Origin of the sequence: Micromonospora sp. NPDC049836, from assembly GCF_044465125.1 — a bacterium.
Lineage (GTDB): Bacteria > Actinomycetota > Actinomycetes > Mycobacteriales > Micromonosporaceae > Micromonospora.
Genome location: NZ_JBITLH010000004.1, coordinates 104,820 through 128,540 on the forward strand (window position 1 = coordinate 104,820; position 23,721 = coordinate 128,540).

Annotated in this window: 27 protein-coding genes; 12 read left to right on the forward strand and 15 right to left on the reverse strand. The window is 74.9% G+C overall.

Annotated elements, in window-relative coordinates:
* Positions 1 to 21: 21 nt before the first annotated feature.
* Positions 22 to 1,596 carry a Na+/H+ antiporter gene (locus ACIBPB_RS12100; protein WP_396839611.1) on the forward strand — a complete coding sequence of 525 codons (1,575 nt, stop codon included), beginning with the start codon at positions 22 to 24 and terminating at the stop codon, positions 1,594 to 1,596.
* Between the two features lie 26 nt (positions 1,597 to 1,622).
* Here ACIBPB_RS12100 and ACIBPB_RS12105 read toward each other — a convergent pair whose 3' ends face one another.
* From ACIBPB_RS12105 to ACIBPB_RS12120, 4 genes are all read right to left on the reverse strand, one after another.
* On the reverse strand, positions 1,623 to 2,456 hold the full coding sequence (locus ACIBPB_RS12105; RefSeq protein ID WP_396839612.1) for an alpha/beta fold hydrolase: 834 nt from the start codon (positions 2,454 to 2,456) through the stop codon (positions 1,623 to 1,625).
* Positions 2,457 to 2,569: 113 nt separating this feature from the next.
* Positions 2,570 to 3,334, reverse strand: coding sequence for a DUF427 domain-containing protein (locus tag ACIBPB_RS12110; RefSeq protein ID WP_396839613.1), 765 nt, complete (start codon positions 3,332 to 3,334; stop codon positions 2,570 to 2,572).
* 87 nt (positions 3,335 to 3,421) lie between these two features.
* Entirely contained in the window at positions 3,422 to 4,420 is a 999-nt protein-coding gene (locus ACIBPB_RS12115; protein WP_396839614.1) for a LuxR C-terminal-related transcriptional regulator, read from the reverse strand.
* 193 nt (positions 4,421 to 4,613) lie between these two features.
* Complete coding sequence (locus tag ACIBPB_RS12120; protein WP_396839615.1) at positions 4,614 to 5,747, reverse strand: cellulose binding domain-containing protein; 1,134 nt, start codon at positions 5,745 to 5,747, stop codon at positions 4,614 to 4,616.
* A 319-nt stretch (positions 5,748 to 6,066) separates the two neighbouring features.
* Between ACIBPB_RS12120 and ACIBPB_RS12125 the strand changes: the two genes are divergently transcribed.
* Positions 6,067 to 7,290, forward strand: a complete 1,224-nt coding sequence (locus tag ACIBPB_RS12125; protein ID WP_396840091.1) for a multidrug effflux MFS transporter — start codon at positions 6,067 to 6,069, stop codon at positions 7,288 to 7,290.
* A gap of 65 nt (positions 7,291 to 7,355) precedes the next feature.
* On the opposite strand, the gene ACIBPB_RS12130 is transcribed toward ACIBPB_RS12125, so the two are convergent.
* Complete coding sequence (locus ACIBPB_RS12130) at positions 7,356 to 8,603, reverse strand: YncE family protein (RefSeq protein ID WP_396839616.1); 1,248 nt, start codon at positions 8,601 to 8,603, stop codon at positions 7,356 to 7,358.
* A 72-nt stretch (positions 8,604 to 8,675) separates the two neighbouring features.
* On the opposite strand from ACIBPB_RS12130, the gene ACIBPB_RS12135 reads away from it, so the two are divergent.
* The 3 genes from ACIBPB_RS12135 to ACIBPB_RS12145 all read left to right on the forward strand — a co-directional run bounded on the left by ACIBPB_RS12135 (position 8,676) and on the right by ACIBPB_RS12145 (position 10,601).
* Positions 8,676 to 9,257 (forward strand): RNA polymerase sigma factor, encoded by a 582-nt coding sequence (locus ACIBPB_RS12135; protein WP_396839617.1) that lies wholly within the window; start codon positions 8,676 to 8,678, stop codon positions 9,255 to 9,257.
* A complete protein-coding gene (locus ACIBPB_RS12140) occupies positions 9,250 to 9,969 on the forward strand; it encodes a hypothetical protein (RefSeq protein WP_396839618.1) in 720 nt (239 codons plus the stop codon). The genes ACIBPB_RS12135 and ACIBPB_RS12140 overlap by 8 nt, the downstream gene beginning before the upstream one ends.
* 80 nt (positions 9,970 to 10,049) lie before the next feature.
* On the forward strand, positions 10,050 to 10,601 hold the full coding sequence (locus ACIBPB_RS12145) for a hypothetical protein (protein WP_396839619.1): 552 nt from the start codon (positions 10,050 to 10,052) through the stop codon (positions 10,599 to 10,601).
* Between the two features lie 3 nt (positions 10,602 to 10,604).
* Here the strand turns inward: ACIBPB_RS12145 and ACIBPB_RS12150 are convergent, their stop codons facing one another.
* On the reverse strand, positions 10,605 to 10,937 hold the full coding sequence (locus tag ACIBPB_RS12150) for a putative quinol monooxygenase (RefSeq protein WP_396839620.1): 333 nt from the start codon (positions 10,935 to 10,937) through the stop codon (positions 10,605 to 10,607).
* A 75-nt stretch (positions 10,938 to 11,012) separates the two neighbouring features.
* On the opposite strand from ACIBPB_RS12150, the gene ACIBPB_RS12155 reads away from it, so the two are divergent.
* Together ACIBPB_RS12155 and ACIBPB_RS12160 are read left to right on the forward strand one after the other, a co-directional pair.
* Positions 11,013 to 11,486, forward strand: coding sequence for a molybdenum cofactor biosysynthesis protein (locus tag ACIBPB_RS12155; RefSeq protein ID WP_396839621.1), 474 nt, complete (start codon positions 11,013 to 11,015; stop codon positions 11,484 to 11,486).
* A gap of 35 nt (positions 11,487 to 11,521) precedes the next feature.
* Positions 11,522 to 12,613: an NYN domain-containing protein gene (locus ACIBPB_RS12160; protein WP_396839622.1), complete on the forward strand. Its 1,092-nt coding sequence runs from the start codon at positions 11,522 to 11,524 to the stop codon at positions 12,611 to 12,613.
* A gap of 63 nt (positions 12,614 to 12,676) precedes the next feature.
* Here the strand turns inward: ACIBPB_RS12160 and ACIBPB_RS12165 are convergent, their stop codons facing one another.
* Complete coding sequence (locus ACIBPB_RS12165; RefSeq protein WP_396839623.1) at positions 12,677 to 13,414, reverse strand: zf-HC2 domain-containing protein; 738 nt, start codon at positions 13,412 to 13,414, stop codon at positions 12,677 to 12,679.
* A 124-nt stretch (positions 13,415 to 13,538) separates the two neighbouring features.
* Between ACIBPB_RS12165 and ACIBPB_RS12170 the strand changes: the two genes are divergently transcribed.
* The 3 genes from ACIBPB_RS12170 (at position 13,539) to ACIBPB_RS12180 (ending at position 16,018) form a co-directional block, all read left to right on the forward strand.
* Complete coding sequence (locus ACIBPB_RS12170; RefSeq protein WP_396839625.1) at positions 13,539 to 14,675, forward strand: CaiB/BaiF CoA transferase family protein; 1,137 nt, start codon at positions 13,539 to 13,541, stop codon at positions 14,673 to 14,675.
* Between the two features lie 319 nt (positions 14,676 to 14,994).
* Positions 14,995 to 15,315 (forward strand): TraR/DksA family transcriptional regulator, encoded by a 321-nt coding sequence (locus tag ACIBPB_RS12175; protein ID WP_396839626.1) that lies wholly within the window; start codon positions 14,995 to 14,997, stop codon positions 15,313 to 15,315.
* Between the two features lie 169 nt (positions 15,316 to 15,484).
* The gene (locus tag ACIBPB_RS12180; RefSeq protein ID WP_357321526.1) at positions 15,485 to 16,018 is read left to right on the forward strand and encodes a GNAT family N-acetyltransferase; all 534 of its coding nucleotides are present in this window, start codon (positions 15,485 to 15,487) and stop codon (positions 16,016 to 16,018) included.
* A 63-nt stretch (positions 16,019 to 16,081) separates the two neighbouring features.
* Here ACIBPB_RS12180 and ACIBPB_RS12185 read toward each other — a convergent pair whose 3' ends face one another.
* The 3 genes from ACIBPB_RS12185 to ACIBPB_RS12195 are packed head-to-tail and all read right to left on the reverse strand — an operon-like array spanning position 16,082 to position 17,086.
* Entirely contained in the window at positions 16,082 to 16,297 is a 216-nt protein-coding gene (locus ACIBPB_RS12185) for a hypothetical protein (RefSeq protein WP_357321523.1), read from the reverse strand.
* Positions 16,294 to 16,614, reverse strand: a complete 321-nt coding sequence (locus tag ACIBPB_RS12190) for a DUF4326 domain-containing protein (protein WP_396839627.1) — start codon at positions 16,612 to 16,614, stop codon at positions 16,294 to 16,296. The genes ACIBPB_RS12185 and ACIBPB_RS12190 overlap by 4 nt, the downstream gene beginning before the upstream one ends.
* 52 nt (positions 16,615 to 16,666) lie before the next feature.
* Positions 16,667 to 17,086 (reverse strand): MmcQ/YjbR family DNA-binding protein, encoded by a 420-nt coding sequence (locus ACIBPB_RS12195; RefSeq protein WP_396839628.1) that lies wholly within the window; start codon positions 17,084 to 17,086, stop codon positions 16,667 to 16,669.
* A gap of 136 nt (positions 17,087 to 17,222) precedes the next feature.
* Between ACIBPB_RS12195 and ACIBPB_RS12200 the strand changes: the two genes are divergently transcribed.
* Both ACIBPB_RS12200 and ACIBPB_RS12205 read left to right on the forward strand, forming a co-directional pair.
* On the forward strand, positions 17,223 to 18,338 hold the full coding sequence (locus ACIBPB_RS12200) for a WD40/YVTN/BNR-like repeat-containing protein (RefSeq protein ID WP_396839629.1): 1,116 nt from the start codon (positions 17,223 to 17,225) through the stop codon (positions 18,336 to 18,338).
* Positions 18,335 to 18,631 (forward strand): MoaD/ThiS family protein, encoded by a 297-nt coding sequence (locus tag ACIBPB_RS12205; RefSeq protein ID WP_357321511.1) that lies wholly within the window; start codon positions 18,335 to 18,337, stop codon positions 18,629 to 18,631. The genes ACIBPB_RS12200 and ACIBPB_RS12205 overlap by 4 nt, the downstream gene beginning before the upstream one ends.
* A 25-nt stretch (positions 18,632 to 18,656) precedes the next feature.
* On the opposite strand, the gene ACIBPB_RS12210 is transcribed toward ACIBPB_RS12205, so the two are convergent.
* From ACIBPB_RS12210 to ACIBPB_RS12230, 5 genes are all read right to left on the reverse strand, one after another.
* The gene (locus tag ACIBPB_RS12210; protein WP_396839630.1) at positions 18,657 to 19,112 is read right to left on the reverse strand and encodes a DUF5709 domain-containing protein; all 456 of its coding nucleotides are present in this window, start codon (positions 19,110 to 19,112) and stop codon (positions 18,657 to 18,659) included.
* Positions 19,113 to 19,331: 219 nt separating this feature from the next.
* Complete coding sequence (locus ACIBPB_RS12215; protein WP_396839631.1) at positions 19,332 to 20,498, reverse strand: SGNH/GDSL hydrolase family protein; 1,167 nt, start codon at positions 20,496 to 20,498, stop codon at positions 19,332 to 19,334.
* A gap of 74 nt (positions 20,499 to 20,572) precedes the next feature.
* Positions 20,573 to 21,412, reverse strand: a complete 840-nt coding sequence (locus tag ACIBPB_RS12220) for a sugar phosphate isomerase/epimerase family protein (RefSeq protein WP_396839632.1) — start codon at positions 21,410 to 21,412, stop codon at positions 20,573 to 20,575.
* A complete protein-coding gene (locus tag ACIBPB_RS12225) occupies positions 21,409 to 22,572 on the reverse strand; it encodes a dihydrodipicolinate synthase family protein (RefSeq protein WP_396839633.1) in 1,164 nt (387 codons plus the stop codon). The genes ACIBPB_RS12220 and ACIBPB_RS12225 overlap by 4 nt, the downstream gene beginning before the upstream one ends.
* On the reverse strand, positions 22,569 to 23,720 hold the full coding sequence (locus ACIBPB_RS12230) for a Gfo/Idh/MocA family protein (RefSeq protein ID WP_396839634.1): 1,152 nt from the start codon (positions 23,718 to 23,720) through the stop codon (positions 22,569 to 22,571). The genes ACIBPB_RS12225 and ACIBPB_RS12230 overlap by 4 nt, the downstream gene beginning before the upstream one ends.
* Between the last annotated feature and the right edge of the window lies 1 nt (position 23,721).

The window sequence follows — 23,721 nt, forward strand, 5'->3', positions numbered from 1 at the left end:
GGCGGGCGACGGGGGTACGCGGTGGAAGCACTCGTGCTGATCACGGTGCTGGGCGCGACCGTGCTCGTCGGCACCACCCTCGGCGGCCGGTACAGCGTGGCCCCGCCCGTGCTGCTGATCGCCATGGGCGCCCTGCTCGGCCTGCTGCCGCCGTTCGACAACGTCACGCTCCCGCCCGAGCTGGTGCTGGTCCTGTTCCTCCCGGCCATCCTCTACCGGGAGAGCCTGGTCGTGAGCCTGCGCGAGATCCGGGCCAACCTCGCGGTCATCGCCATGCTCGCGGTCGCCCTGGTGATCATCACGACGGTCGCCGTCGCGTACGTCGCGCAGGCGCTCGGCGTCGCCTCCGCGCCGGCCTGGGTGCTGGGCGCGGTCCTCGCGCCGACCGACGCCGCCGCCGTCGCCGGCCTGGCCAAGCGGATGCCCCGCGGCATCCTCACCACGCTGCGCGCGGAGAGCCTGATCAACGACGGTACGGCGCTGGTGCTCTTCTCGGTGACCGTCGGGGTGATCATCGGCGGGGCCGCCCCGGGGGCGCTGGCCCTGGGCGGGCAGTTCGTCGGCAAGGCGGCCGCCGGCATCGCGGCCGGGCTGCTCGTCGGCGGGGTGGTCGTGCAGATCCGCCGGCACGTCGACGACGCGCTGCGCGAGGGCGGGCTGAGCATCCTCACCCCGTTCGTCGCCTTCCTGCTGGCCGACGCGGTGCACGCCAGCGGCGTCCTCGCGGTGGTCGTCGCCGGCCTGCTGCTCTCCTACGCCGGGCCCCGGGTGATCCGGGCCCGCTCCCGGGTGACCGCGTACGCCTTCTGGGACCTCTCCACCTTCATGATCAACGGCAGTCTCTTCGTGCTGCTCGGCATGCAGGTGCCCCGCTCGTTGCGCAGCATCACCAGCCACTCGCCGACCGAGTCGCTCGGCATCGCGGTGCTGATCGTCCTGGTCGTGGTGGCGGTCCGGATGGCCTGGGTGCACCTGTCGGTCGCCGCGTTGCAGAGCATCGACCGGCGGGAGTCCCGGCAGGGCCGCCGCTTCAGCGGTCGGGTGCGTACGGCCACCGGCTGGGCCGGCTTCCGCGGCGCGGTCTCCCTGGCCGCCGCGTTCGCCGTCCCGGCGACCACGCACGACGGCGGGCCGGTGGACGAGCGGGACCTGATCATCTTCATCACGGTCGTGGTGATCGTCCTGATCATGCTGGTGCAGGGCACCACCCTGCCGGCGGTGGTCCGCTGGGCCCGGCTGATGGGGGACCGGGAACGCGACGACGAGGTGCGGCTGGCCCGGATCCGGGCCACCGAGGCCGCCCTGGAGGCGCTGCCGCAGGTCGCCGTCGACGTCGGCGCCTCGGCGGACGCGGTCGACCGGCTCCGCGCCGACTACCAGGACCACCTGGAGGACGTCCGCGCCACCCGCGGCGAGCAGGACGAGCAGGAGCGGGAGACCGCCCGGCAGCTGCGGCTGGCGGCGCTGGACCGCAAGCGGCGGGAGGTCACCCGGCTACGGGACACCAACCAGATCGACGACGCGGTGCTCCGGCAGCTCCAGGCGGCCATCGACATCGAGGAGATCCGGCTGCTCGGCCCGGAGGTCGAGGACTGAGCGGTGCCGGAGCGACCGGGTCGCGGTCAGTTCGACCGGTCGTCGAGGAAGTCGAGGACGACGGCGGCGAACAGCGGCGAGCTGAAGATGCTGTAGTGGGTCAGTCCGGGCAGGATCGCCAGCGCGTGCCCGCCCTTCGGCCGGCCCTCACCCATCCAGCCGCCGTCGCGCAGACCACCGTCCAGCAGCTTGAACACCTCGACGTAATGGCTCGGCGGCGCCATGTCCGCGTCACCGGCGACGATCATCGTGGGCACCTGGAGGCCGCGTACCTCGTCGGTGAGGTCGAAGTCCTTCGCCATCAGCTCGCCGACCTTGTCGAGCAGCCGGGGGAAGTCCTCCGGGCGGGGCGCCACCCGCTGGTAGAGCTGGTACATCGGGGTGTCCTTCATGAACTCCGCGGCGGCCCCGGTCACCTGGCCCTGCTGCGCCCGCAGGTCCGCATAGATCGCGTCGGAGCGGATGTGCGCCGAGGCGGCGACCAGCCGCCCGATCCTGCCGGGGTGCCGCAGGGCCGTGCGCAGCGCGACGCCCCCGCCGAGCGAGTAACCGACCAGGTCCGGCCGGTCCAGGCCGAGGTGGTCGATGAGCGCCGCGATGTCGTCGGCCATGAACTCCAGGTCGAGCGGCCGGTCGATGTCCGCGGTCCGGCCGTGCCCCTGCAGGTCGACGGCGATCACCTGGTGCCGGGCGGCGAGCGCCGGCAGCACCGGGCCGAACATCTCGCCGGAGCCGAGGCCGCCGTGCAGCAGGATCAACGGTCGCCCGGCGCCGTGCGCCTCGACGTAGAGGTTGATGCCGTTGACCTCGGCGTACTGGCCGGTGCCGGCGACGCCGGCGGTCCAATCGGTGGTGGTCACGCTGGTCCTCCGTCCTCGGATCCGCGACCTCGTCGGCCGGGCGGCCGCGGCCACGGGCGTGCGCCTCACCATAGGCGCGCCCGGCCCGCCGTGGGGGGCGCGCCGCGCCCGGGTCAGGAGAAGTGCGTCCGGGGCCGGTCCAGCCGCTCCCCGTCGACGATCAGGTCGACCTTCTCGTTGTAGAACGCGACCAGCCCGGCGATCGGCAGCAGCGCCGCCGTCGGGAACCCGTACGACCAGGCCAGGTCCGGGTGGACGGTGGCGCCGAGCCGGACCGACCACCAGGCGCTGGTGCGGCCCTTGTACGGGCAGGAGGTCCGGGTCTGCGACGCGACGAGGAGCCCGGCGCGCAGGTCGGTGCGGTTGAGGTAGTAGCGGGTGGGCAGCCCGGTCTCGAAGACCAGCACCGGTGAGGTCGACTCGGCCAGCACCGTGCCGTCCAGTTCCACCCGCACGTGCCGGGTCGAGCGCAGCGCGTCCACCCGCGCGTACGGGTTGCGCGGATGGACGAAGACCTCCTCGTCCTCCTCGAACCAGGCGTCCGCCGCGGCCCAGTCGAACCGGACGGTGTCCGCCAGGTCCGGTGCCGCGTCCGGCCCGTACCAGCGGGCGCAGCCCGCCCGGGTGGTGTCGCCGGCGCGTAACCCGTGCAGCCGGGCCGTGCCGCGCCGGGTGCCCTCCGTACGCCCCTCGTCCACCAGCAGGTCGCGGCGCAGATCGGCGGCCGGCACGTAGTACTGCGGATAGAACGGCCACTCCCAGACGTACCGGGCCCGCGTGGTGTCCAGCACCGGCTCGCCGCCGACGAACGCGCGGACCCGGCGGGGCACCGGCTCGACGTGGTCGACCGGCACGATCGCCTTCGGGTAGTCGGGCACCGGTACCTCCCTCGTGGTGACCCGGCGGGACCGGGCACCGGTTCAACGATCCGCGCGCGGCGCCGGTCGCCGGTCCCGGCCGGCGGGTCAGGTCTGCTCCCGCAGCCACCCCCGCTCGGTCGCGAGCAGCGCGATCTGGAACCGGGTCCGCGCGCCGAGCAGGGCGCCCGCGTCGCTGACGTGCTTCTGCACGGTACGGCGGCTCACCTTGAGCGCGCGGGCGATCGTCTCGTCCTTCATCCCGGTCGCCATCATGTGCAGGATCTCCCGGGTCCGCCGGTCCGGCCCCGCGCCCCTCGGGGCGGGACCGTCGCGCCGGCTCACCAGCGACACCGGCTCGGCGCGCTCCCACACGCTCTCGAAGAGCGCCACCAGCGCCGCCACCAGCGCGGGCGAGTGCACCACCAGCGAGCCCGCCGCGGGCCGGTCGGCGCGGATCGGCAGCAGCGCCGCCGAGCGGTCGAACACCACCAGCTTCACCGGCAGCCGCGACGCCAGCCGCAGTTGCCCGCCCTGGCCGGTGCCGCGCAGCGCGGTCCGCAGGGACACCGCGTCGGTGAAGCCCTCGGTCTCGTACACCGATCGCATCCGCACCCCGGGCGCCACGGCCAACTCGCCGGTGGCCGCCCGGGGTCCGGTCACGTACGGCGGCTTGGCCAGGTGCAGCACCTCGACCGAGGTCCCCTTGAGCAGTTGGCCGTAGCGGGCCGGCACCTCCTCGACGCGGTCCAGCACCTCCACCACGTGTGCGGTGCGCGGCCCGGACACCGCCTCGTACACCTCGTACAGCCGCTCCACGAGCCCTTCGACGCGGGCCAGTTCGGCCCGCCGCCGGGCCAGCAGGGCGCCGAGCGACGACCGGGGCGGGCCGGCGGCCCAGCGCGATGCCGGGCCGTCGACCCGCAACGCCAGCGCGGAGTCCGCGAGCTGCCGCAGCGCCCGCTCCGCCTCCTCCGGCGGCACGTCGACCGCCGCCGCCACCTCGGCGACGTCGGCCGACGGCACCGCCACCAGGTGCTCCAACACCCGCCCGGCGAGGGGATCCAGGCCGGTCACCGCCCACGGGCTGTCTGCGCTTGCGTCCATACCTTCCGACACTCCTGCGGTCTGGGCAGGTCTGCTCCGGCGTACCCCAGCTGGCTGCTGGTCGGGCCGCCGTGGCGGCCGCGTGGTCGACGGGACTGCGCTGGCCCGGGCCGCGGCGCAGCCGATGCAAGTTCTACCAGCCGTAGATCATCCGAAGATTTCGGTGCGGGTTCGTGGACGGTTCGCCCGCCGGTCAGGCGTAGCCGAGGGAGAAGCTGGAGCAGACGAAGGCGGCCTGGCCGGCGGTCCCGGTGAGCTCGAAGCCGAACTGGGCCTCACCGATGGTCACGTCGCCCCACCAGCCCTGGGTGCGCAGCCAGCGCAGGACGGCCAGCACGTCGACGGTGCCCGCGTTGGTACCGCTGGTCCGCACGAACGAGAAGACCGCGTTGCTGCCGTTGGAGCCCCGGTAGACGTTCCAGGTGTGCCCGCCGACGGTGACGTTGCGCGCGTCCGGCACCGCGCCGTTGCCGTCGTACGAGCCGGCGATGGGGCCGACCGCACCGCTCTGGTTGGCCCAGATCATCACCTCGTACGCGTTGTTGTTCGCCCAGATGTCGTACGCGGTCGCGTAGTCGCCGGTGCCCGGCACGGAGACGTTGAACGAGCTGGTCAGCGAGCTCAGCGAGCTCAGCGTGCGGTTGAGCGCGCGACCGGTGTGCGGGTACGCCTTGACCCCGCTGGTGCGCGGGTGGTTGGCGATCACGCCCCAGTTGGTGCCGGTGCGCGCCCAGATCGTCTGCGGGCCGGCGCCGGCGCCCCAGACGTCGTTGTTCAGCGTGTAGCCGTTGTTCGTCCACGAGTCCCACTGCCCGCTGGCGACCCACGCCGCGTCCGCCGGCACCCCGGTACCCGAGGTCGGCGTCGGTGTGGGTGTCGCGCTCCGGCTCGGCGTCGGCGTCGGCGTGCCGGTCGGACCGGACCCGGTGCCGGTGCACGTGGTGCCGTTGAGCGCGAAGCTCGCCGGCGCCGGGTTGCCGCCGGTGACCGAGCCGTTGAGGCCGAACGAGGTGCTGGCGTTGCTGGCCAGGGCGCCGTTCCAGCTGGCGTTGCGGGCGGTGACCTGCGCCCCGTTCTGCGTGACGGTGGCGTTCCACGCCTGGGTGACCTGCTGCCCGGCGCCGTAGGACCAGGTGAGGGTCCAGCCGTTGAGCGGGTCGCCGAGGTTGGTGATGCTGAGGTCGGCGCCGAAACCGCCCGGCCACTGGTTGGTGAGGGTGTAGGTGACCCGGCAGCCGCTGGCGGCGGACGCGGGCAGGGCCGCGACGGCGCAGGCCGCGACCGTGGCGGCGCCCGCGGCGGCGAGGGTGATGATCCGTCTGAGCAAGGGAGGACCTCCCGGGAGTCGGTTGCCCGGGGCGTCGCCGACGGCTGCGGAACGGACGCCGGAGCGAGGGGGCACCACGGGGAGCGGCCCGGGACACATCTATCGATCTGAATTAGTTTATGTCCCATCCAAACTGCCGGTCAACCGGGTGGTCGGGCCCACGCGGCGCCTGTGAGCTGAGGCACCCTTCGCCGCGGCCGGGAATCATGTCGCCCGTCGGTGATTTGCTGCCAGGTGTGAGAGTTGCAGATCTTCCCGCCCGCACGGACGTGCTGCCGTGACCGCCGTCGCCGACCCGATCGTGACCCCCGGCGACCTGATGGGCCGGGGGCAGCGGCTGCGACTCGTGCTCGTGCTCGGCTCGCTGATCGCCATCGGGCCGCTGACCATCGACATGTACCTGCCCGCGCTGCCGGCCATCACCACCGACCTGCACACCACGTCGGCGGCCGTGCAGCTGACCCTGACCGGCACCCTGGCCGGCCTCGCGCTCGGCCAGTTGCTGATCGGCCCACTCTCCGACGCGGTCGGCCGGCGGACGCCGCTGCTCGCCGGGATCGCCCTGCACATCCTGGCCTCGGTGCTGTGCGTGCTGGCCCCGAACATCGCGGTGATCGGCGTGCTGCGGGTGCTGCAGGGGCTCGGCGTCGCGGCCGCCGCCGTGGTGGCCACGGCCGTCGTGCGTGACCTGTTCAGCGGCGCCGCCTTCGCCAAGCTCTTCTCCCGGCTGATGCTGGTGATGGGGGCGGCGCCGATCCTCGCCCCGACCCTGGGCAGCGGCCTGCTGCGCTGGTCGGACTGGCGGGGCGTGTTCGCCGCGCTGGCGGTCTTCGGCGTGCTGCTGGCCACGGTCGCCGTGGTCGGACTGCCCGAGAGCCTGCCGGTGGAGCGGCGCCGTCGCGGCGGCGTGGCCGCCACCGTCCGGGACTACCGGGCGCTGCTGCGCGACCGGACGTTCGTCGGCCTGGTCCTGGTCACCGGCCTGGCGATGGCCGCGCTCTTCGCGTACGTGGCCGGCTCGTCGTTCGTCTTCCAGCAGCGGTACGGGCTCGACGAGCAGGAGTTCGGGCTGGCCTTCGGCGCCGGTGCCGTCGGGCTGATCACCGCCACCCAGGTCAACGTGCGGCTGCTGCGCCGGTACACCCCGCAGCGGATCCTGGTCGCCGCCCTCACCGTCGGCGCCGCGGCCGGCCTGGTGCTGCTCGGGTTCGCCGCCACCGGTCTCGGCGGTCTGCCCACCATCCTCGCCTCGCTCTGGGTGGTGCTCGCCGCCGCCGGGCTGGCCCTGCCGAACGCGCCCGCCCTGGCGCTGTCCCGGCACGGGGAGGCGGCCGGCACCGCGGCGGCGCTGCTCGGCGCGGTGCAGTTCGGCGTCGGCGCGGTGGCCGCGCCCCTGGTCGGCGTGCTCGGCACCGGCAGCCTCGCGATGGCCACCGTGGTGGCCGGCGGGATGGTCACCGCGCTGCTGGTGCTGCTCACCGTCGTCGGCGCCGCCCGGCTGGCCGACGTCGAGCCGGCCGCGGTCGCGGTCGCCGTCCACTGAGCGTCACCGGCCCGGCGGCCGGTCACCCCGCTCACCGAGCGCCGCCGGCCCGGCGGCCGGTCACGTCACCCCGCCGCGGCCGGTCCGCGTACGGCCACCAGGCCGGGGGCCGGGACCCGGCCGAGCACCCGGCCGGTGACCGGGTCGTGCCAGCTCACCGCGGCGCGCTGGCCGACGTAGAGGCGGCCGCCGCCGGGGGCGGCCACCAGGCCGGCGACCGGGTCGCGGACCGTCCACTCCGCCGTGCCGTCGAGCCCGGCGAGGTCGATCGCGCGTACCGCCGTGCCGGCGCCGACGAAGAGCGCCCGGCCGTCGGTGGCCGCGTACGCGCTGCCCGCGCCCGGGGCCAGCCGGCCGGTCCGGCTGACGGCCAGCCCCTCGGTGGAGATCTCCGCGACGGCGCCCGAGGTGACGTCCGCGACGAACAGCCGCCCCCCGTCCGGAGTGATCGCCATGGCGTGACCGGCCGCCGGGGACTCGCCGAACGGGTGCGGCAGGTCCACGCAGTACGCCCAGCGCTGCTCGAGGTGCAGCGTGTGGACGAAGGCGTGCGCGTTGCCCGGACGGCCGCTGACCAGGTCCCGGGTGTGCTGGTGACCGGGCTGGTGAGTGTAGAGCGTGTAGAGCAGCGCCTTGTCCGGGGCGAGCACCGCCTGCCGGCCGTCGCCGCGCATCTCCTCCTCCGCGCCGGTCGGGACGGGCGACTTGTCGCGGGTCAGCAGCGGGCCGACCGTCCGGCTGGCCAGGTCGACGAGGCGGACCCGGTACCGGTCCGGGGCCGCGGCGGGCAGCCAGTCGAGGACGAAGAGCCCGCCGAGATCCGCGGTGAACGTCTCCGGCACCAGGTTGCCGCGCAACTCCAGCCGGTAGCGCACCCCGCCGGCGTCGGCGACCAGCACCGGGGTCGCCGCCCGCCCGCCGGGCGGTCCGTCGGTGACGGCGCGGGGCTCGGGCGTGAGCGCGACCATCGTGCCGCCCGCCGAGACGACCTGCGGCACCCACCGCCCCGGCAGGACGACCCGCGACGAGGCGTCGCCCCTGCCGGGATAGGCCGCCCAGAAGGCGGTGTCGGCACCGGCCGGCGCGGTGACGTAGACGGTCTGGCCGTCCGCGCTGGCGACCGCCCGGGCGAAGGTCCGCCGCGTCGCGCCCCGCAGCACGCCGACCCCGCCGTCGAGGTCGACCAGGAGCGCGTCGGGCAGCGCCAGGGCGGGCGTCGAGGCCCGGGTGGGCCGGCAGCCGGCCAGCGTGGCGACGCCGGCGCCGGCGATCATCGTGAGGACGGCGCGGCGTGGGATCGGGATGGCGGTCATACCGGGATGACACCGCCGCGCCGGACCAGGTTCCCACCGTCGGGGTGGAACCGGCGCGGCCCGGGCGGTGTCATGAGGGGGAGCGGAGCGGAGGATCCCCTGGACGACGAGGAACTTGTCACCCGTGCCCGGGACGGTGACCTGGAGGCGTACGAACTCCTGGTCGCCCGGCACACCGCGTCCGCGTACCGGACGGCGGTGCTGCTCGGCGCGGGTCCGGACGCCGAGGACGTCACCCAGGAGGCGTTCGTGAAGGGCTATCGCAACCTGTCCCGCTACCGGGGCCAGTCCTCGTTCCGGTCCTGGCTGCTCGCCATCGTGGCCAACGAGACCCGCAACCTGCACCGCTCCCGCAACCGCCGGGACGGGCTGGCGCTGCGGGCCGCGGCCGCGTACCCGGAACCGGTGGCCGGCGAGGACGGCGCGGTCGGCGCGGTGCTGGCCGCGGAGCGGCGCGAGGCGCTGGTCCGGGCCCTGCGCCGGCTGCCGGTGAAGGACCGTGAGGTGATCGTCTGCCGCTTCTTCCTCGACCTCAGCGAGGACGAGACGGTGACCATGCTGGGCTGGCCACGGGGCACGGTGAAGTCGCGGACGTCCCGGGCGCTGGTGAAACTGCGCGGCCTGCTCGACCACGAGGTGGTGCGGCATGGCTGACCTCGATCGCGAACTGCGCGAGCTGGCCGCCTGGCTGGAGACGCCCGAGCCGCCGGAGCTGGCCGCCCGGGTCCGGGCCCGGCTGGCCGAGCCGGTGACCCGGCGCCGCCGCTGGCGCCGGTGGCTGGCCGCGGCGGTCGCCGCCCTGCTGGTCGGCGCGCTGCCACCGGCGCGGGCCGCGGTCGCCGACGCGGTGACCGGCCTGCTGCGCTTCTCCGGCATCGCCATCGGCACGGCACCGGTGCCGGTGTCGCCCAGCGGCACGCCGGCCCCGCTGCCGTCACAGCGGGCCGTCGCGCTCGACGAGGCGCGGCGGCTGGTACGGTTCCCGATCCGCGTGCCGGCGGCGCTCGGCCCGCCCGACCGGGTGCTCGTCGCCGACCCCGACGCCGGGGGCCGCTACCGGGTGGCCACCCTGCTCTACCGGAGCGGCGCGCTGCGCCTGGACACCTTCGACGGCCGGCTCGACGTGGTCTTCCAGAAGCAGGCCAGCGGGCCGGGCGTGGAGTGGACCCAGGTGGCCGGCGGCTTCGCCGTGTGGGTCGCCGGCCCGCACCCGGTGGCCTACGTGGACCGCGCCGGCGAGGTCCGGGTGGAGACCGCCCGGCTGGCCGCGAAGACCCTGATCTGGGAGCGGGACGGGGCCAGCTACCGGCTGGAGGGGGACCTCGCCCCGCAGGAGGCGGTCACCATCGCCGAGTCGCTCGGTTAGGTCCCGGGCGGGAACCCGGACGGGATGGGCGGTGTCCTGTTGGCAGGGGCGCGAACCCGCGCCGGGAACGGAGGCGCGTGATGGGTGCTCGGGGCAGGCTGTGCGTGGCGTCGGTGCTGCTGCTGGCGGGCTGCACCGCCGCCGGCCCGCCGGCGGCGCCGGAAGCCGGTCCGACCGGCGGCAGCGAGGCGGCGGCGCCGGAGGCCGGTCCGACCGGCGGCAGCGGGGCGGCGCCCCCGACCCGGTGCGCCGACCGGGTCGTGGTGGCGCCGCTGCCCGAGTGGGCGCGGGCCGGGTTCAGCGGCGACGCCCTGATCGCGCACGTGCTGGGCGACCGGGGTGACATCGTGGCGGCCCTGTTCGGGCACCCGCTGACCGCCGACCGGGACGAGGGGTCGAGCAACAAGATCCTCTGGGTGGCCCGCCCGGGCCCCACGCCGGACGCCGGCGCCGCGCCGGCCGACCTGGAGATCACCGCCACGCTGGCCGGCACCGACACCACGGTGGTCCGGAAGGTCGCGGGCGGTCCCGGCCCGTCCATCGTCGACCTGCCGCGGGCCGGCTGCTGGCGCCTCGTCCTGCGCTGGTCGGGCCGCACCGACACGATGGACCTGGTGTACGCCGCCGGCTGACCGTCAGCTCTCCTCCGGCACCGCCATCTCGCCGAGCCGCGACCAGTCCTGCTGCGGCACCGTGACGTTCACGATCCGCGGCGTCTCGGCCAGGTGCGGCGGGAGGGTGCGCCGCGCCTCCCGGAAGTGCGCCGACTGCACGTGCGCGGCACCGGCCTCGTCGTCCCGGAACGCCTCCACCAGCACGTACTCGGTCGGGTCGTCGAGGCTGCGGGACCAGTCGAACCACAGGCAGCCCGGCTCGGCCCGGGTGGCCGCGGTGAAGTCGGCGGCGATCTGCGGCCACCGGTCGGCGTGCTCGGGCCGGACGCGGAACTTGGCGGCGATGAAGATCATGGCACCAGGCTACCCAGCCGGGCCGGGGAGCCGGTCGCACCCGCACCCGGGTTTCGCCGCTCCTAGAATCGGCGCATGTCACGGATCGTCCAGCTGCTCGCCTCGCCGGTGCACCGCTATGTGGGTCGCCCGGCGGACGGTCCGGCGCCGGCACCGCCCGGTGAGCTGGTCGAGGAGATCCGGATCCGGGCGGGTCTCGGCATCGTCGGCGACCGGTACTTCGGCCGGCCGGCCCACCGGCAGGCGAGCGTGACCCTGATCGGCCAGGAGCACCTGCCCGCCGGGGCCGACCTCACCCAGGTGCGGCGCAACGTGCTCACCAGCGGGGTGGCCGTGGACGAGCTGGTGGGCCGGGTGCTCGTGCTGGACAGCGGGCAGGGTCCGGTCCGGCTGCGGGTGCACCGTCCGGCGCGCCCGTGTGCCTGGATGGATGTCGCGGTCGGGCCGGGGGCGTGGAAGGCGCTGCGGGGCCACGGCGGAGTCCGCTGTGAGCCGCTGACCGACGGACTGCTCCGGGTCGGCCCGGTCGCGGTGGCCGTCGAGGCGTGAACCGGTGCGGCCCCGCGCCGCGTAGGCTGGGCGGCGTGGATCAAGAAGACCGGATCGCGCTGTTCCTCGACTACGAGAACCTGGCGCTGGGCGTACGCGACCACCATGGTGGCCGGCCCTTCAACTTCCGCCCGATCGCCGACGCGCTGGCCGAGCGCGGCCGGGTGATCGTGCGCCGGGCGTACGCGGACTGGTCGTACTTCGACGAGGACCGGCGGATGCTCACCCGCTCCCACGTCGAGCTGATCGAGATCCCGCAGCGGATGGGGGCGTCGCGCAAGAACGCCGCCGACATCAAGATGGCGGTGGACGCCATCGAGCTGGCCTTCGAACGCGACTACCTCTCCACCTTCGTGATCTGCACCGGGGACAGCGACTTCACCCCGCTGGTGCACAAGCTGCGGGAACTCAACAAGCGGGTGATCGGCGTCGGCGTGGAGAAGTCCACCTCGGCCCTGCTGCCACCGGCCTGCGACGAGTTCCTCTACTACGACCGGCTGGAGGGCGTGGACATCCCGCCGTCGGGCGGCCGGCGCACCCGCCCGACCACCCGCCCGGCCGGCCCCGAGCCGCAGCAGCCGGTGGAGCCGCAGCCCGAGCCCGAGCCGGGGCCGGCGGTCGAGGAGGAACCGCCCCGCGACGTCGACAGCCTCGCCGTGCTGGTGGCCCAGACGGTGGCCGGCCTGCAGGGCAGCTCCGGCGGTCAGGTGACCGCGTCGGCGTTGAAGCGGACCCTGCTGCGCAAGGACCCGACCTTCAGCGAGTCCGACTACGGCTTCCGCACCTTCGGCGAGCTGCTGCGCCACCTCGCCGGGCACAACGTGGTCGAGCTCGGGGAGGGGCCGGCCAGCGGCGACCCCGAGGTGTCGCTGCCCGAGCGCGGCGAGCAGGAGGCCGCGTTCGAGCTGCTCCGCACGGTGGTGACCGAGCTCGCCGCCGGGGACGGGGCGGTGGCGCTCTCCGGCCTGAAGAACCAGCTCCGCCGGGCCCGGCCCGACTTCAGCGAGCGGCGGCTGGGCTACCGCAGCTTCCTGCAGTTCGGCAAGGCCGCCGCGACCAGCGGCGCGGTCGACCTGCGCTGGGACCCGGACGCCGAGGACTACCTGCTCACCCCGCCGACCTCCTGACCCGTCCGGCCCTCGCTGGGCGCGCCGCCCGGCGCTCGTCCGGGCCGGCCGCCGGAGGCGGGGTCAGGCCGCCCGGCGGTGGCGGGCCTGCGCGGAGTGCGGCCCGGGCGGCACCAGCCGCAGCGGCGCCGGCTCCGGCTGCTCCTCCAGCCGGAGCGACCAGCGGGATCCGGACGAGCGGGTGCGCTGCGGCGGCGTACCGCCCGGGCGCCAGCCGGGCCGGGACAGCAGCACCATCACCGCCCATCCCGCGAGCAGGAAGCCGTGGCTGACCAGCCGCGCCACCGCCACCTGCCCGATGATCAGGTCGTTCACCGAGAGCAGCACCAGGGTGGCGACGAAGGCGCTGAGCATCGGCAGCAGCCCGGTCGGGGCGGAGCGGCGCAGCGCGACGACCAGGAAGCCGGCCCCGACGGCCACGTTCCAGGCGGCGGACTCGTGCCACAGGTGCTGACCGGGTCCGTGGCCGATGACCGCGTCCCGGCCGATCTGGGTCAGGCCGAGCACCAGTTGCACGGCGCCCAGCAGCCCGAGCAGGCCGCGCAGCCCGAGCCCCACCCGGTCCCGCCACCCGGACCGGGCCGAGGCCGGCGGCACGGCGGCGAGCACCGCGTCGACGAGGTCGGGCACCGGCGGCGCCACCCGGGTCCGTGCCCGCCGGGTCACCGCCGCCGCGGCGTCGAACCACGCCCGGCAGCCGGCGCAGCCCGCCAGGTGCGCCTCGGCGGCCACGCACTCCGACCGGGACGCCTCGCCGTCCAGCTCCGCCGACAGGATCTCCCGCCACTGCTCACACCCCATGTAGGGGTAGTCGTCCGGGCCGCCCCCACGGTTCCCGGCCGGCCCCGACCGGGTCCCCGCCGGGTCCTTCCCGCCGGTTGCCGAGTGTGCCATCGTGGGCCCGCGACCGGGGAGGGGAGTGGCGATGGCCGAGGGCTCGACGGGGCCGCTGCGCGGACTGCTCGTGGCGGACTTCTCCCGGGTCCTCGCCGGCCCGTACGCGACCATGCTCCTGGCCGACCTCGGCGCGGACGTGATCAAGGTGGAGGGGCCGGGCGGCGACGACACGCGCAGCTGGGCGCCGCCGGTCCGCGACGGCGTCGCCACCTACTACCTCGGTGTCAACCGCAACAAGCGCTCGGTGGTCCTCGACCTCACCGACGCTGACGACCTGCGGCTGGCCCGGCGGCTCGCCGAACGGGCCGATGTCATGATCCAGAACTTCCGTCCCGGCGCGCTGCGGCGCTTCGGCCTCGACCAGCCCAGCGTCGCCGCCGCCAATCCCGGCCTGGTCTACGCCTCGATCAGCGGGTTCGGCGCGGCGGCCGGCGCCCACCTGCCCGGGTACGACCTGATGGCGCAGGCGGCGTCGGGGCTGATGAGCCTGACCGGCGAGCCGGACGGGCCGCCCTACAAGGCCGGGGTCGCCGTCCTCGACGTGATCGCCGGCCTGCACGCGGCGGTCGGCATCCTCGCCGCCCTGCGGCACCGCGAGCGCACCGGCCTCGGCCAGCACGTCGAGGTGAACCTGCTCTCGTCGGCGCTGTCCGGCCTGGTCAACCACGCCAGCGCGCACGTCGCCGCCGGGGTCGTGCCGGCCCGGACCGGCAACGCCCACCCGAGCATCTTCCCGTACGAGCCGCTGCCCACCGCCGACGGCGAGCTGGTGGTGATCGCCGGCAACGACGGGCAGTTCCGTACCCTCTGTCGGGTTCTCGGCCGGCCGGAGCTGGCCGACGACCCGCGGTTCCGGCGCAACCAGGACCGGACGGCCAACCGGGCGGCGCTGCGCCCGCTGCTGGTGGACCGGCTCGCCCGGCGGGGCACCGACGAGTGGTTCCGCGAGCTGCGGGCGGCCGGGGTGCCGTGCTCCCCGATCAACGGCCTGGACGGTGGGGTGGCACTGGCCCGCGAGCTGGGGTTGGACCCGGTGGTGGAGGTGGGCGGGATACCGACGGTGCGTCACCCGATCGGCTTCTCGGCGACGCCGCCCCGGCACGACCTGCCCCCGCCCGGGCTGGACGAGCACGGCGCGCAGATCCGCGCCTGGCTGGCCGGCTGACCCGCCTGGTGGCCGGCTGACCCGCCTGGTGGCCGGCTGACCGGACCCCCGCCGGCTCGCCCGGCCCGGCTAACCGCTTGGTTCCCGGGTCGGCTCCGCCTATGGTTGGCCCCATGTCCGGTCAGTCGCTCCGCACCGCCGTTCCCACGGCGGCGCCGGCGGCTGCCCACCGGCCCCGACCGGCCACCGTTGCGGTGGCCGGCCTGCCGAGCCCGATTCCCTCCGACCGTGGCCCTCCCGCCGGATCCCTACATCCCGCGCACGGCCACCAGGGCGAAGCCAACCGGCTTCGGCCCTTTTTCTTTTTCCGGAGGCAATCATGAGCACGAACCTGCCCGGCACCGTCGACGACCAGTGGCTCACCCGGCTGCGGGCCACCCTCACCAGCGAGTTCGAGGCGCAGACCACGCGCCTGACCGAACTCACCGCGGACACCGGCGACCCCGGCGAGGCGCACACCCGCGACGCGCTGATCGCCGCCGCCCGGCAGAGCGTGACGCAGATCGGTGACGCGCTGCGCCGGATGGCCGAGGGCGAATACGGCATCTGCGCCGGATGCGCGACGCCGATCCCGCCCGAGCGGCTGGAGGTGCTGCCGCACGCCCGCTTCTGCGTCCCCTGCCAGCAGAAGCGGCGCTGACCGGCGCGCCGGGCCGTCCCCCGACGGCCCGGCGCCACCTGCCCGGCCGGCGTCACCTGCCGACCGGCCGGCGCCGGACCGGCCGGCGTCACCTGCCGACCGGCCGGCGCCGGACCGGCCGGCCTGCGTACGCTGATCCGGCGAGCCGCCGCGACCCTGGAGACGCACCATGACCAGTCCCGCCCCCCGCATCCGCACCGCCGGCCCCGACGACGTGGACGCCCTCGTCGGCCTGGTCGAGTCGGCGTACCGGGGGCAGCGGAGCCGCGCCGGCTGGACCCACGAGGCGGACCTGCTCGGCGGGCAGCGCACCGACGCGGCCATGGTGGCCGAGGCGGTGACCCGACCCGACGGCACCGTGCTGGTCGCCGAGGACGGCACCGGGATCGTCGCCTGCTGCCAGTTGGAGCGCCACGACGACCACGCGTACTTCGGGATGTTCGCGGTCTCGCCCGGGCGGCAGGGCGGCGGGCTGGGCCGCGAGTTGCTGGCCGAGGCCGAACGGTACGCCCGCGAGCAGTGGCACGCCGGCGAGCTGCGGATGACGGTGATCGTCCAGCGGGAGGACCTGATCGCCTGGTACGAGCGGCGCGGCTACCTGCGTACCGGCGAGCTGAGCCCGTTCCCGTACGGCGACGAGCGGTTCGGCGTGCCGCTGCGGCCGGACCTGGCGTTCGAGACCCTGCGCAAGAAGCTGGGCTGACGCCGCTCGGCGATCAGCCCGATCGGCGGTTCGGTCGCGGCGCGGGGTGGTGGCGCGGGCGGGTCAGCGGTGCGTCAGGGCGCGGCGGACCGCCTGATGGACCGCCACGCCGACGGCGGCGTTCAGCACCGCCAGCCCGGCCGCCCCCACCAGGCCGGGCGCCACGGTCATCGCCCCGGTGGCGACGAGCAGCGCCGGCCACCCGACCGCGGCGAGCAGCAGCGGCAGCCACCACCAGCGCCCGAGCACGAGGCCGACCAGCAGGAGGCTGGGAATCATCCCGACATCCCCGGCGAGTCGGCCAGCTCCGCGATCACCTCGGCGTGGCAGCGCTCCGGCACGCACCAGCAGCCGAGCCGGCGTCCGCGCAGGTCGGGCAGGAGGGCGAGCAGGTCGGGCCGGCCGAGCAGGTACGCCCGGTACTTCTCGACCACCTCTTCACGGCTGCCGTCCGGGCCCGGGCGGTACGGGCAGGACAGCGGCGACTGCGGGAGGCGCCAGCCGCCGCGGTGCATGGCCCGCCCGACGTAGACCACGTCGGCGTACGCCGGATCGTCCCGGTGGCCCTTCAGGTTGACGACCGTGGTTGCCCGCATGGCTCGGCTCTCCTCGATCTCCGCCGGCCAGGCCAGTATGGCGCAGGTCGGGTCACCCGGGCGTCGGCGGTCGATCGACCAGCGCGGCCAACTTCCTGGGCGCCAGGACGCAGTAGCTCTCGGCGAGCAGCTCCGCGACCTCGTCCCAGTCCACCGCCTCGTCGAGCACCATGCCGACCACGTCGACGCCCCAGTCCGCCTTGAAGAAGGGGTGGCCGGCGGCGAGCAGCCCGGCGATCTCGTCGCCGGGCGATCGGAACGTCATGACGCAGACCGGCTCGTCGGTCGCGGCGGCGCGGGCGTACGCGACCTGGTGCCTGGGGTCGACCGTGAGCACGTGGGCGAAGGTGCGCTTGCGGATCCGCCAACGCGTGCCCACCCACGCCGGCTCCTCGTAGACCTCTGGCAGGGCGAGGCAGACGGGACGGAGCCGGTCGATGATCCCGGGTGGGACGTCTCCAGGGCCAGTCACGCCCGGGAGGCTACCCCGGCCCTCCGACACTCTCCCCGCTGATTGTCGTAGCCGCGAGGTACGACTGACCGGTACCGATGATTTTCGGCACGGAGGACCGTCTACCGAGTGGAACGTCCAACGGAAGGATGAGGGCATGAGCGGCGTACGGGTGCTGGTCGGCACACGCAAGGGCGCGTTCACGTTGACGTCGGACGGCGCGCGCGCCGACTGGACGGTGGACGGGCCGCACTTCGGCGGCTGGGAGATCTACCACCTCACCGGGTCGCCGGCCGACCCGGACCGGCTCTACGCGTCCCAGTCCGGCGGGTGGTTCGGCCAGCTCATCCAGCGTTCCGACGACGGTGGGCGGAGCTGGGCCACGGTCGGCAACGACTTCGCCTACACCGGTGAGGTCGGCGAGCACCTCTGGTACGACGGCACCCCCCGGCCCTGGGAGTTCAAGCGCATCTGGCACCTGGAGCCGTCCCGCGACGACCCCGACACCGTGTACGCGGGGGCCGAGGACGCCGCCCTCTACGTCACCAGGGACGGCGGCCAGAAGTGGACCGAGCTGACCGCCCTGCGTACCCACCCGACCGGGCCGGCCTGGCAGCCGGGCGCCGGCGGCATGTGCCTGCACACGATCATCCTGGATCCGGCGAACCGGGACCGGATCTATGTCGCCATCTCGGCGGCGGGCGCGTTCCGCAGCGACGACGGCGGCGCCAGCTGGCTGCCGATCAACAAGGGCCTGCGCTCGGGCGAGATTCCCGACCAGGACTCCGAGGTCGGCCACTGCGTGCACCGCCTCGCCCAGCACCCGTCCCGGCCGGACACCCTGTTCATGCAGAAGCACTGGGACGTCATGCGCAGCGACGACGCCGGCGCGAACTGGCGCGAGGTCAGCGGCGACCTGCCGTCGGACTTCGGGTTCCCGATCGCGGTGCACGCGCACGAGCCCGAGACGGTCTACGTGGTGCCGATCAAGAGCGACTCCGAGCACTTCCCGCCGGAGGGCAAGCTGCGGGTCTACCGCAGCCGCACCGGCGGCGGGGAGTGGGAGCCGCTGACCAACGGCTTGCCGCAGGCCAACTGCTACGTCAACGTGCTGCGGGACGCCATGGCGGTCGACACCCTCGACCCGTGCGGCGTCTACTTCGGCACCACCGGCGGCCAGGTCTACCACTCGGCCGACGGCGGCGACAGCTGGGCGCCGATCGTGCGGGACCTGCCGGCGGTGCTCTCCGTGGAAGTCCAGGTGCTGCCGTGATCCGGGTGGTCCTCCCGGCCCACCTGCGAAACCTCGCCCACGTCACCGGCGAGGTACGCCTCGACCTGGCCGGCCCGGTCACCCAGCGCCGGGTGCTGGACACCATCGAGGAGCGGTACCCGATGCTGCTCGGCACCATCCGGGACCGGCGCAGCGGCCAGCGCCGCCCCTTCGTCCGCTTCTACGCCTGCGAGGAGGACCTGTCCAACGAGCCACCGGACGCGCCGCTGCCCGAGGAGGTCAGCGCCGGCAAGGAGCCGTTCATCATCCTCGGCGCGATGGCGGGCGGATGACCGCTGGCCCGGGCGGCCCGCGGCCTCACCGCAGCGGGCCGTCCCCGGGGCCGTTCGGGTCGTCGACCAGGTGCACGGCGGCCTCCTCGGCGCTGGCCGCGCCCGCGTCGATCCCGACGTCCCAGGCGACCGCGTCCGCTTCCTCGTCCCCCTCGAGGCCCGCGTCCGGGGCGACCAGCCGGCCGGTCCGCGGCTCCCGCTCGTACCCGCGGCGGGTCAGCTCGTCCTCGTCGTCGTCGGCCACCTCGGCGTACGGGTCGATGTCCGGTTCCTCCTCGGCGAGCAGCTGCGCGAGCGACTCGCCGGCGCGCTCCTCGGCCGGGGTGGTGCCGAACCGGTTCGCCGCCGTCCAGTGGTCCGGGGCGACGATCCCGACGTCCAGCGGGTCGCCGACCCGCTGATCGTCGAGGGTGTCCGAGGCGTCCAGGACGCCGTCGTCCTCGGCCACGTTCCATTCGTCGACGGAGTCGGTCTGGCTCATGGCGATTACCTCCCTGGTCGCGACCGCTCTGGTCTGGACCGTTCAGTCCCAGCCTAAGTCCGCGCGGGCGGGACGCGAACCCCGGGTCGCCGCCCCGGTGAGCTTGCCCACGACCGGCCCGGTGACGGCTGACCGGTGCTCCGTTGGTCGGTCACGGCGCCGACGACGGATCACGGCGCGGCGTGACCTGGGTCACGCCGCACCGTGCGGGGGTGCCCGTCATGCCGGCGCGGCGAACGGCCCCTTCGGCCCGAACGCCAGCGCCGCGAACCGTTCGCCGATGCGGCGGTCGGCGGCCGGGTCGGGATGCAGCTCGTCGGGGAGCGGCAGCTCGGCGTAGTCGGCCTCGCCGTACAGCTCCAGCCCGTCGAGGTAGTGCAGGTCGGGGTCCGCGCCGGCCCGGGACGCCACGATCCGGGCCAGTTCGGCGCGGATGACCCGCAGCGTGAGCCGCCCGGCGGCCACCTCGGCCGGGTCGCCGGTGGCCCGGAACCGCACCTTCCCGTCGACGAAGTCCACCGCTCCGGGACCGGGCGTGTCCTCCTGGATCGGGCACAGGATCGACGACACGACCAGCAGCGGGGTGTGCGGGTGGCCCTCCCGGACGGTGTCCAGGAAGCCGTGCACGACCGGGCCGAACGCGCGCAGCCGCATGAGGTCGCTGTTCACCAGGTTGATGCCGATCTTGATGCTGATCAGGTCGGCCGGGGTGTCGCGGATGGCCCGGGCGGTGAACGGGTCGAGCAGCGCGCTGCCGCTGAACCCGAGGTTGACCAGCTCCACGCCGGCGAGCGTGGCGGCCACCGCCGGCCAGGTGCCGGTGGGGCTCTCCGCGTCCGAGCCGTGGCTGATCGAGCTGCCGTGGTGCAGCCACACCCGGCGGCCACCCGCGTCGGCCGGCTCGACCGGCGCGTCGGTGCGCAGCGCCACCAGTTCGGTGATCTCCCGGTGCGGCAGCCAGATCGCCACCTCCTTGTCGGTGGCGGGCAGGTCGGTGAAGCGCACCGTGCCGACCGGACCCGCCTCGACGCCGGACGTTCCGGCGGTCAGGTCGATGGTGAGCACCTTGCCGCCACCGGCGGTGGCCTGACCGGCGAGGCGCCCGTCGACCACCAGGTCGTAGCGGCCGTCGGGACGTGGCCCGGTGCCCCGGTAGACCATCTTCGTGGGCAGCACGTCCAACTCCACGACGGTGGCGCGGGTGCGGAACACCAGCCGCACGCCCGAGGGCATCGCCTCCGCCATCATCAGCTGCGGGTCGGTGTTCTGCGCCCGGGCCCGCGCGGGCAGCCGGTGCGGCAGCACCCCCTGCGCGGTCTGTTCCAGGTCGAGCGCGCCGCGCAGCAGGTCGGCGGTGATCGGGGTGGTGAGGTGCGGGGATGGCATGATCTCGATCCTGCCCGGGGACTTGGGGGAGCGGCCACCTGATTTATCCGACAGGCCGGACTCGTGACGCTGGGTCAGTCGGTCAGCACCCGATCCACGTACCGCGCGGTCATGGTGGCGAGCACCCGGTCCGGGTCGGTGGCCCACACCTCGGCGTTGAAGATCTCCACCTCGACGTCCCCGGTGTAGCCGGCGGCCTCCACCGCGCGGCGCAGCGGCGGGAAGTCGATGTGCCCGTCGCCCATCATGCCCCGGCCGAGCAGCACGTCGGCCGGCAGCGGGGTGAGGAAGTCGCAGACCTGGAAGCTGGCGATCCGGTCGCCGGCCCGGGCGATCTGCCGCCACACGTCCGGGTCCCACCAGACATGGAAGGTGTCCACCACGACGCCGACCTGGTCCACCGGGAACGCCTCGGCCAGGTCCAGGGCCTGCCCGAGCGTGGACAGCACCGCCCGGTCGGCGCAGTACATCGGGTGCAGCGGCTCCAGCGCGAGCCGTACCCCGCGTTCGGCCGCGTACGGCGCCAGCTCGGCCAGCGCGTCCGCGACCCGCCGCCGCGCGCCGGCCAGGTCGCGGGAGCCGGGCGGCAGGCCGCCGACGACCAGCACCAGGCAGGCGGCGCCGAGCGTGGCGGCCTCGTCGATCGCCCGCCGGTTGTCCGCCAGCGCCTCGGCCCGGCCGGCGTCGTCGGCGGCGGTGAGGAACCCGCCCCGGCACAGCGACGACACCCGCAGCGCGGCGTCGGCGACGAGCCGCGCGGCCGCCGCCACGCCGATCTCGGCCACCGGCTCGCGCCACAGCCCGATCGCCGGGATGCCGGCGCGCACGCAGCCGCCGACCGCCTCGGCCACCGACCAGCGTCGCGTGGTGCGCTGGTTGAGCGACAGCCGCGCCAGCTGCGGGTCGGCGGTCATCCGGGCACGCCCGCGACGTCCAGGTACGCGCGCATCCGCCGCGCCGCCAGCTCCGGGTCGAGCAGCAGCCCGGCGGCGTCGGCCAGCCGGAACGCCTCGACCAGGTGCGGGACGCCGCGCCCGCCGTGCAGGCCGCCGACCATGGTGAAGCCGGGCTGCCGCCCGTTCAGCCAGGACAGGAACGCGACGCCGGCCTTGTAGTACGGCGTGGGCGGGGCGAACAGGTGCCGGGACAGCGGCACCGTCGGGTCGAGGACCGCCCGGAACCCGGCCGGGTCGTCCGCGTCGAGGCGCGCCAGCGCGGCCGACGCGGCCGGGGCGATCGCCGCGAACGCGCCGAGCAGGGCGTGACTGAACCGTTTCCCGTCGCCCTCGATCAGCTCCGGATAGTGGTAGTCGTCGCCGGTGTAGACCTTCACCGTCGGCGGCAGCAGCTCCCGCAGCCGTACCTCCCGGCCGGCGTCGAGCAGGGACACCTTCACGCCGTCGACCAGGTCGGCGTGGGCGTGCACCAGCGCGGCGAAGGTGGCGGTGGCCTGGTCCAGGTCGGTCGAGCCCCAGTAGCCGGACAGCGCCGGGTCGAACATGTCGCCGAGCCAGTGCAGCACCACCGGCGCGCCGGCCGCGCGCAGCACCCGCTCGTAGACGCGCAGGTAGTCCGCGGGCCCGGCGGCGAGCGCGGCGAGGTGCCGGCTGGCCATCAGCACCGGCGTGGCGCCGCACTCCCGCACGAACGTGACCTGCTCGGCGTACGCGGCGACCACCTCGTCGAGCGTGCCGGGCACGCCGGGGAGCTGGTCGGTGCCCGCACCGGCGACGATGCGCCCGCCGCAGGCGGCGGCCTCGGCGGCGCTGCGCCGGATCAGCTCGCGGGTGGCCGCCCAGTCCAGCCCCATGCCGCGCTGCGCGGTGTCCATCGCCTCGGCCACGCCGAGGCCCCACGACCAGAGGTCGCGCCGCACGGCCAGCGTCGCGTCCCAGTCCAGGCGCGCCGGGCAGCCGGGCGCGTTGTCGGCGTACGGGTCGGCGACCACGTGCGCCGCCGCGTACGCGATCCGGGCGGCCGGTGGGGCGGTCGGCCGCCGCCAGCCGGCCGGTTCGCGCAGCGTCAGCGTCGTGGTGCCGCCGTCCGGGCCGGGGAGCCTGATCCGGGCGGTCACCGGGTGATCTCCTCGATCTCGACGCGCCGCCCCTCGCGGGCCGAGCGGAGTCCGGCCTCGGCGAGCTGGACGCCGCGCGCGCCGGCCAGGAAGTCCCACGGGAACGGCTCGCCGTCGACGACGTGCCGCAGGAACGCCTCCCACTGGACCTTGAACCCGTTGTCGAAGTCCTCGTTGTCCGGCACGGTCTGCCACTGGCCGCGGAAGTCCTCGCCGGCCGGCAGGTCCGGGTTCCACACCGGCATCGGGGTGGCGCCCCGGTGCTGGATGCGGCACTCGCGCAGCCCGGCCACCGCGCTGCCGTGCGTGCCGTCGACCTGGAACTCGACCAGCTCGTTCCGGTACACCCGGACCGCCCAGGAGGAGTTGATCTGGGCGATGATGCCCCCGGCGAGTTCGAAGATGCCGTACGCGGCGTCGTCGGCGGTGGCCCGGTAGGTCCGCCCGGCCTCGTCGACCCGGTCGGGGATGTGCGTGGCGATGTGCGCGGTCACCGCGGTGACCGGGGCGAAGATCTGCTCCAGCACGTAGTGCCAGTGCGGGAACATGTCGACGGTGATGCCGCCGCCGTCCTCGGTCCGGTAGTTCCAGCTCGGCCGCTGGGCGTCCTGCCAGTCACCCTCGAACACCCAGTAGCCGAACTCGCCGCGTACCGACAGGATGCGGCCGAAGAAGCCGCCGTCGACCAGCCGCTTGAGCTTGCGCAGGCCGGGCAGGAAGAGCTTGTCCTGTACGACGCCGTTCTTGACGCCCCGGGCGGCGGCGAGCCGCGCCAGCTCCAGCGAGCCGGCGAGCCCTTCGGCGAGCGGCTTCTCGGTGTAGACGTGCCGGCCGGCCTCGATGGCGGCCCGGATGGCCTTCTCCCGCTGCGCGGTGACCTGGGCGTCGAAGTAGATCTGGTGGGAGTCGTCGGCGAGCGCGGCGTCCAGGTCGGTCGTGTACGAGGTCAGCCCGTGCCGGGCGGCGATCTCGGCGAGCTTGGCCTCGTTGCGCCCCACCAGGGTCAGCTCCGGCCAGATCCGGCTGCCGTCGCGGGCGGGCAGCCCGCCCTGCTCGCGGATGGCGAGCAGGGACCGGACGAGGTGCTGCCGGTAGCCCATCCGGCCGGTCACCCCGTTGAGGATGATCCCGATTGACGTGCGCTCCACG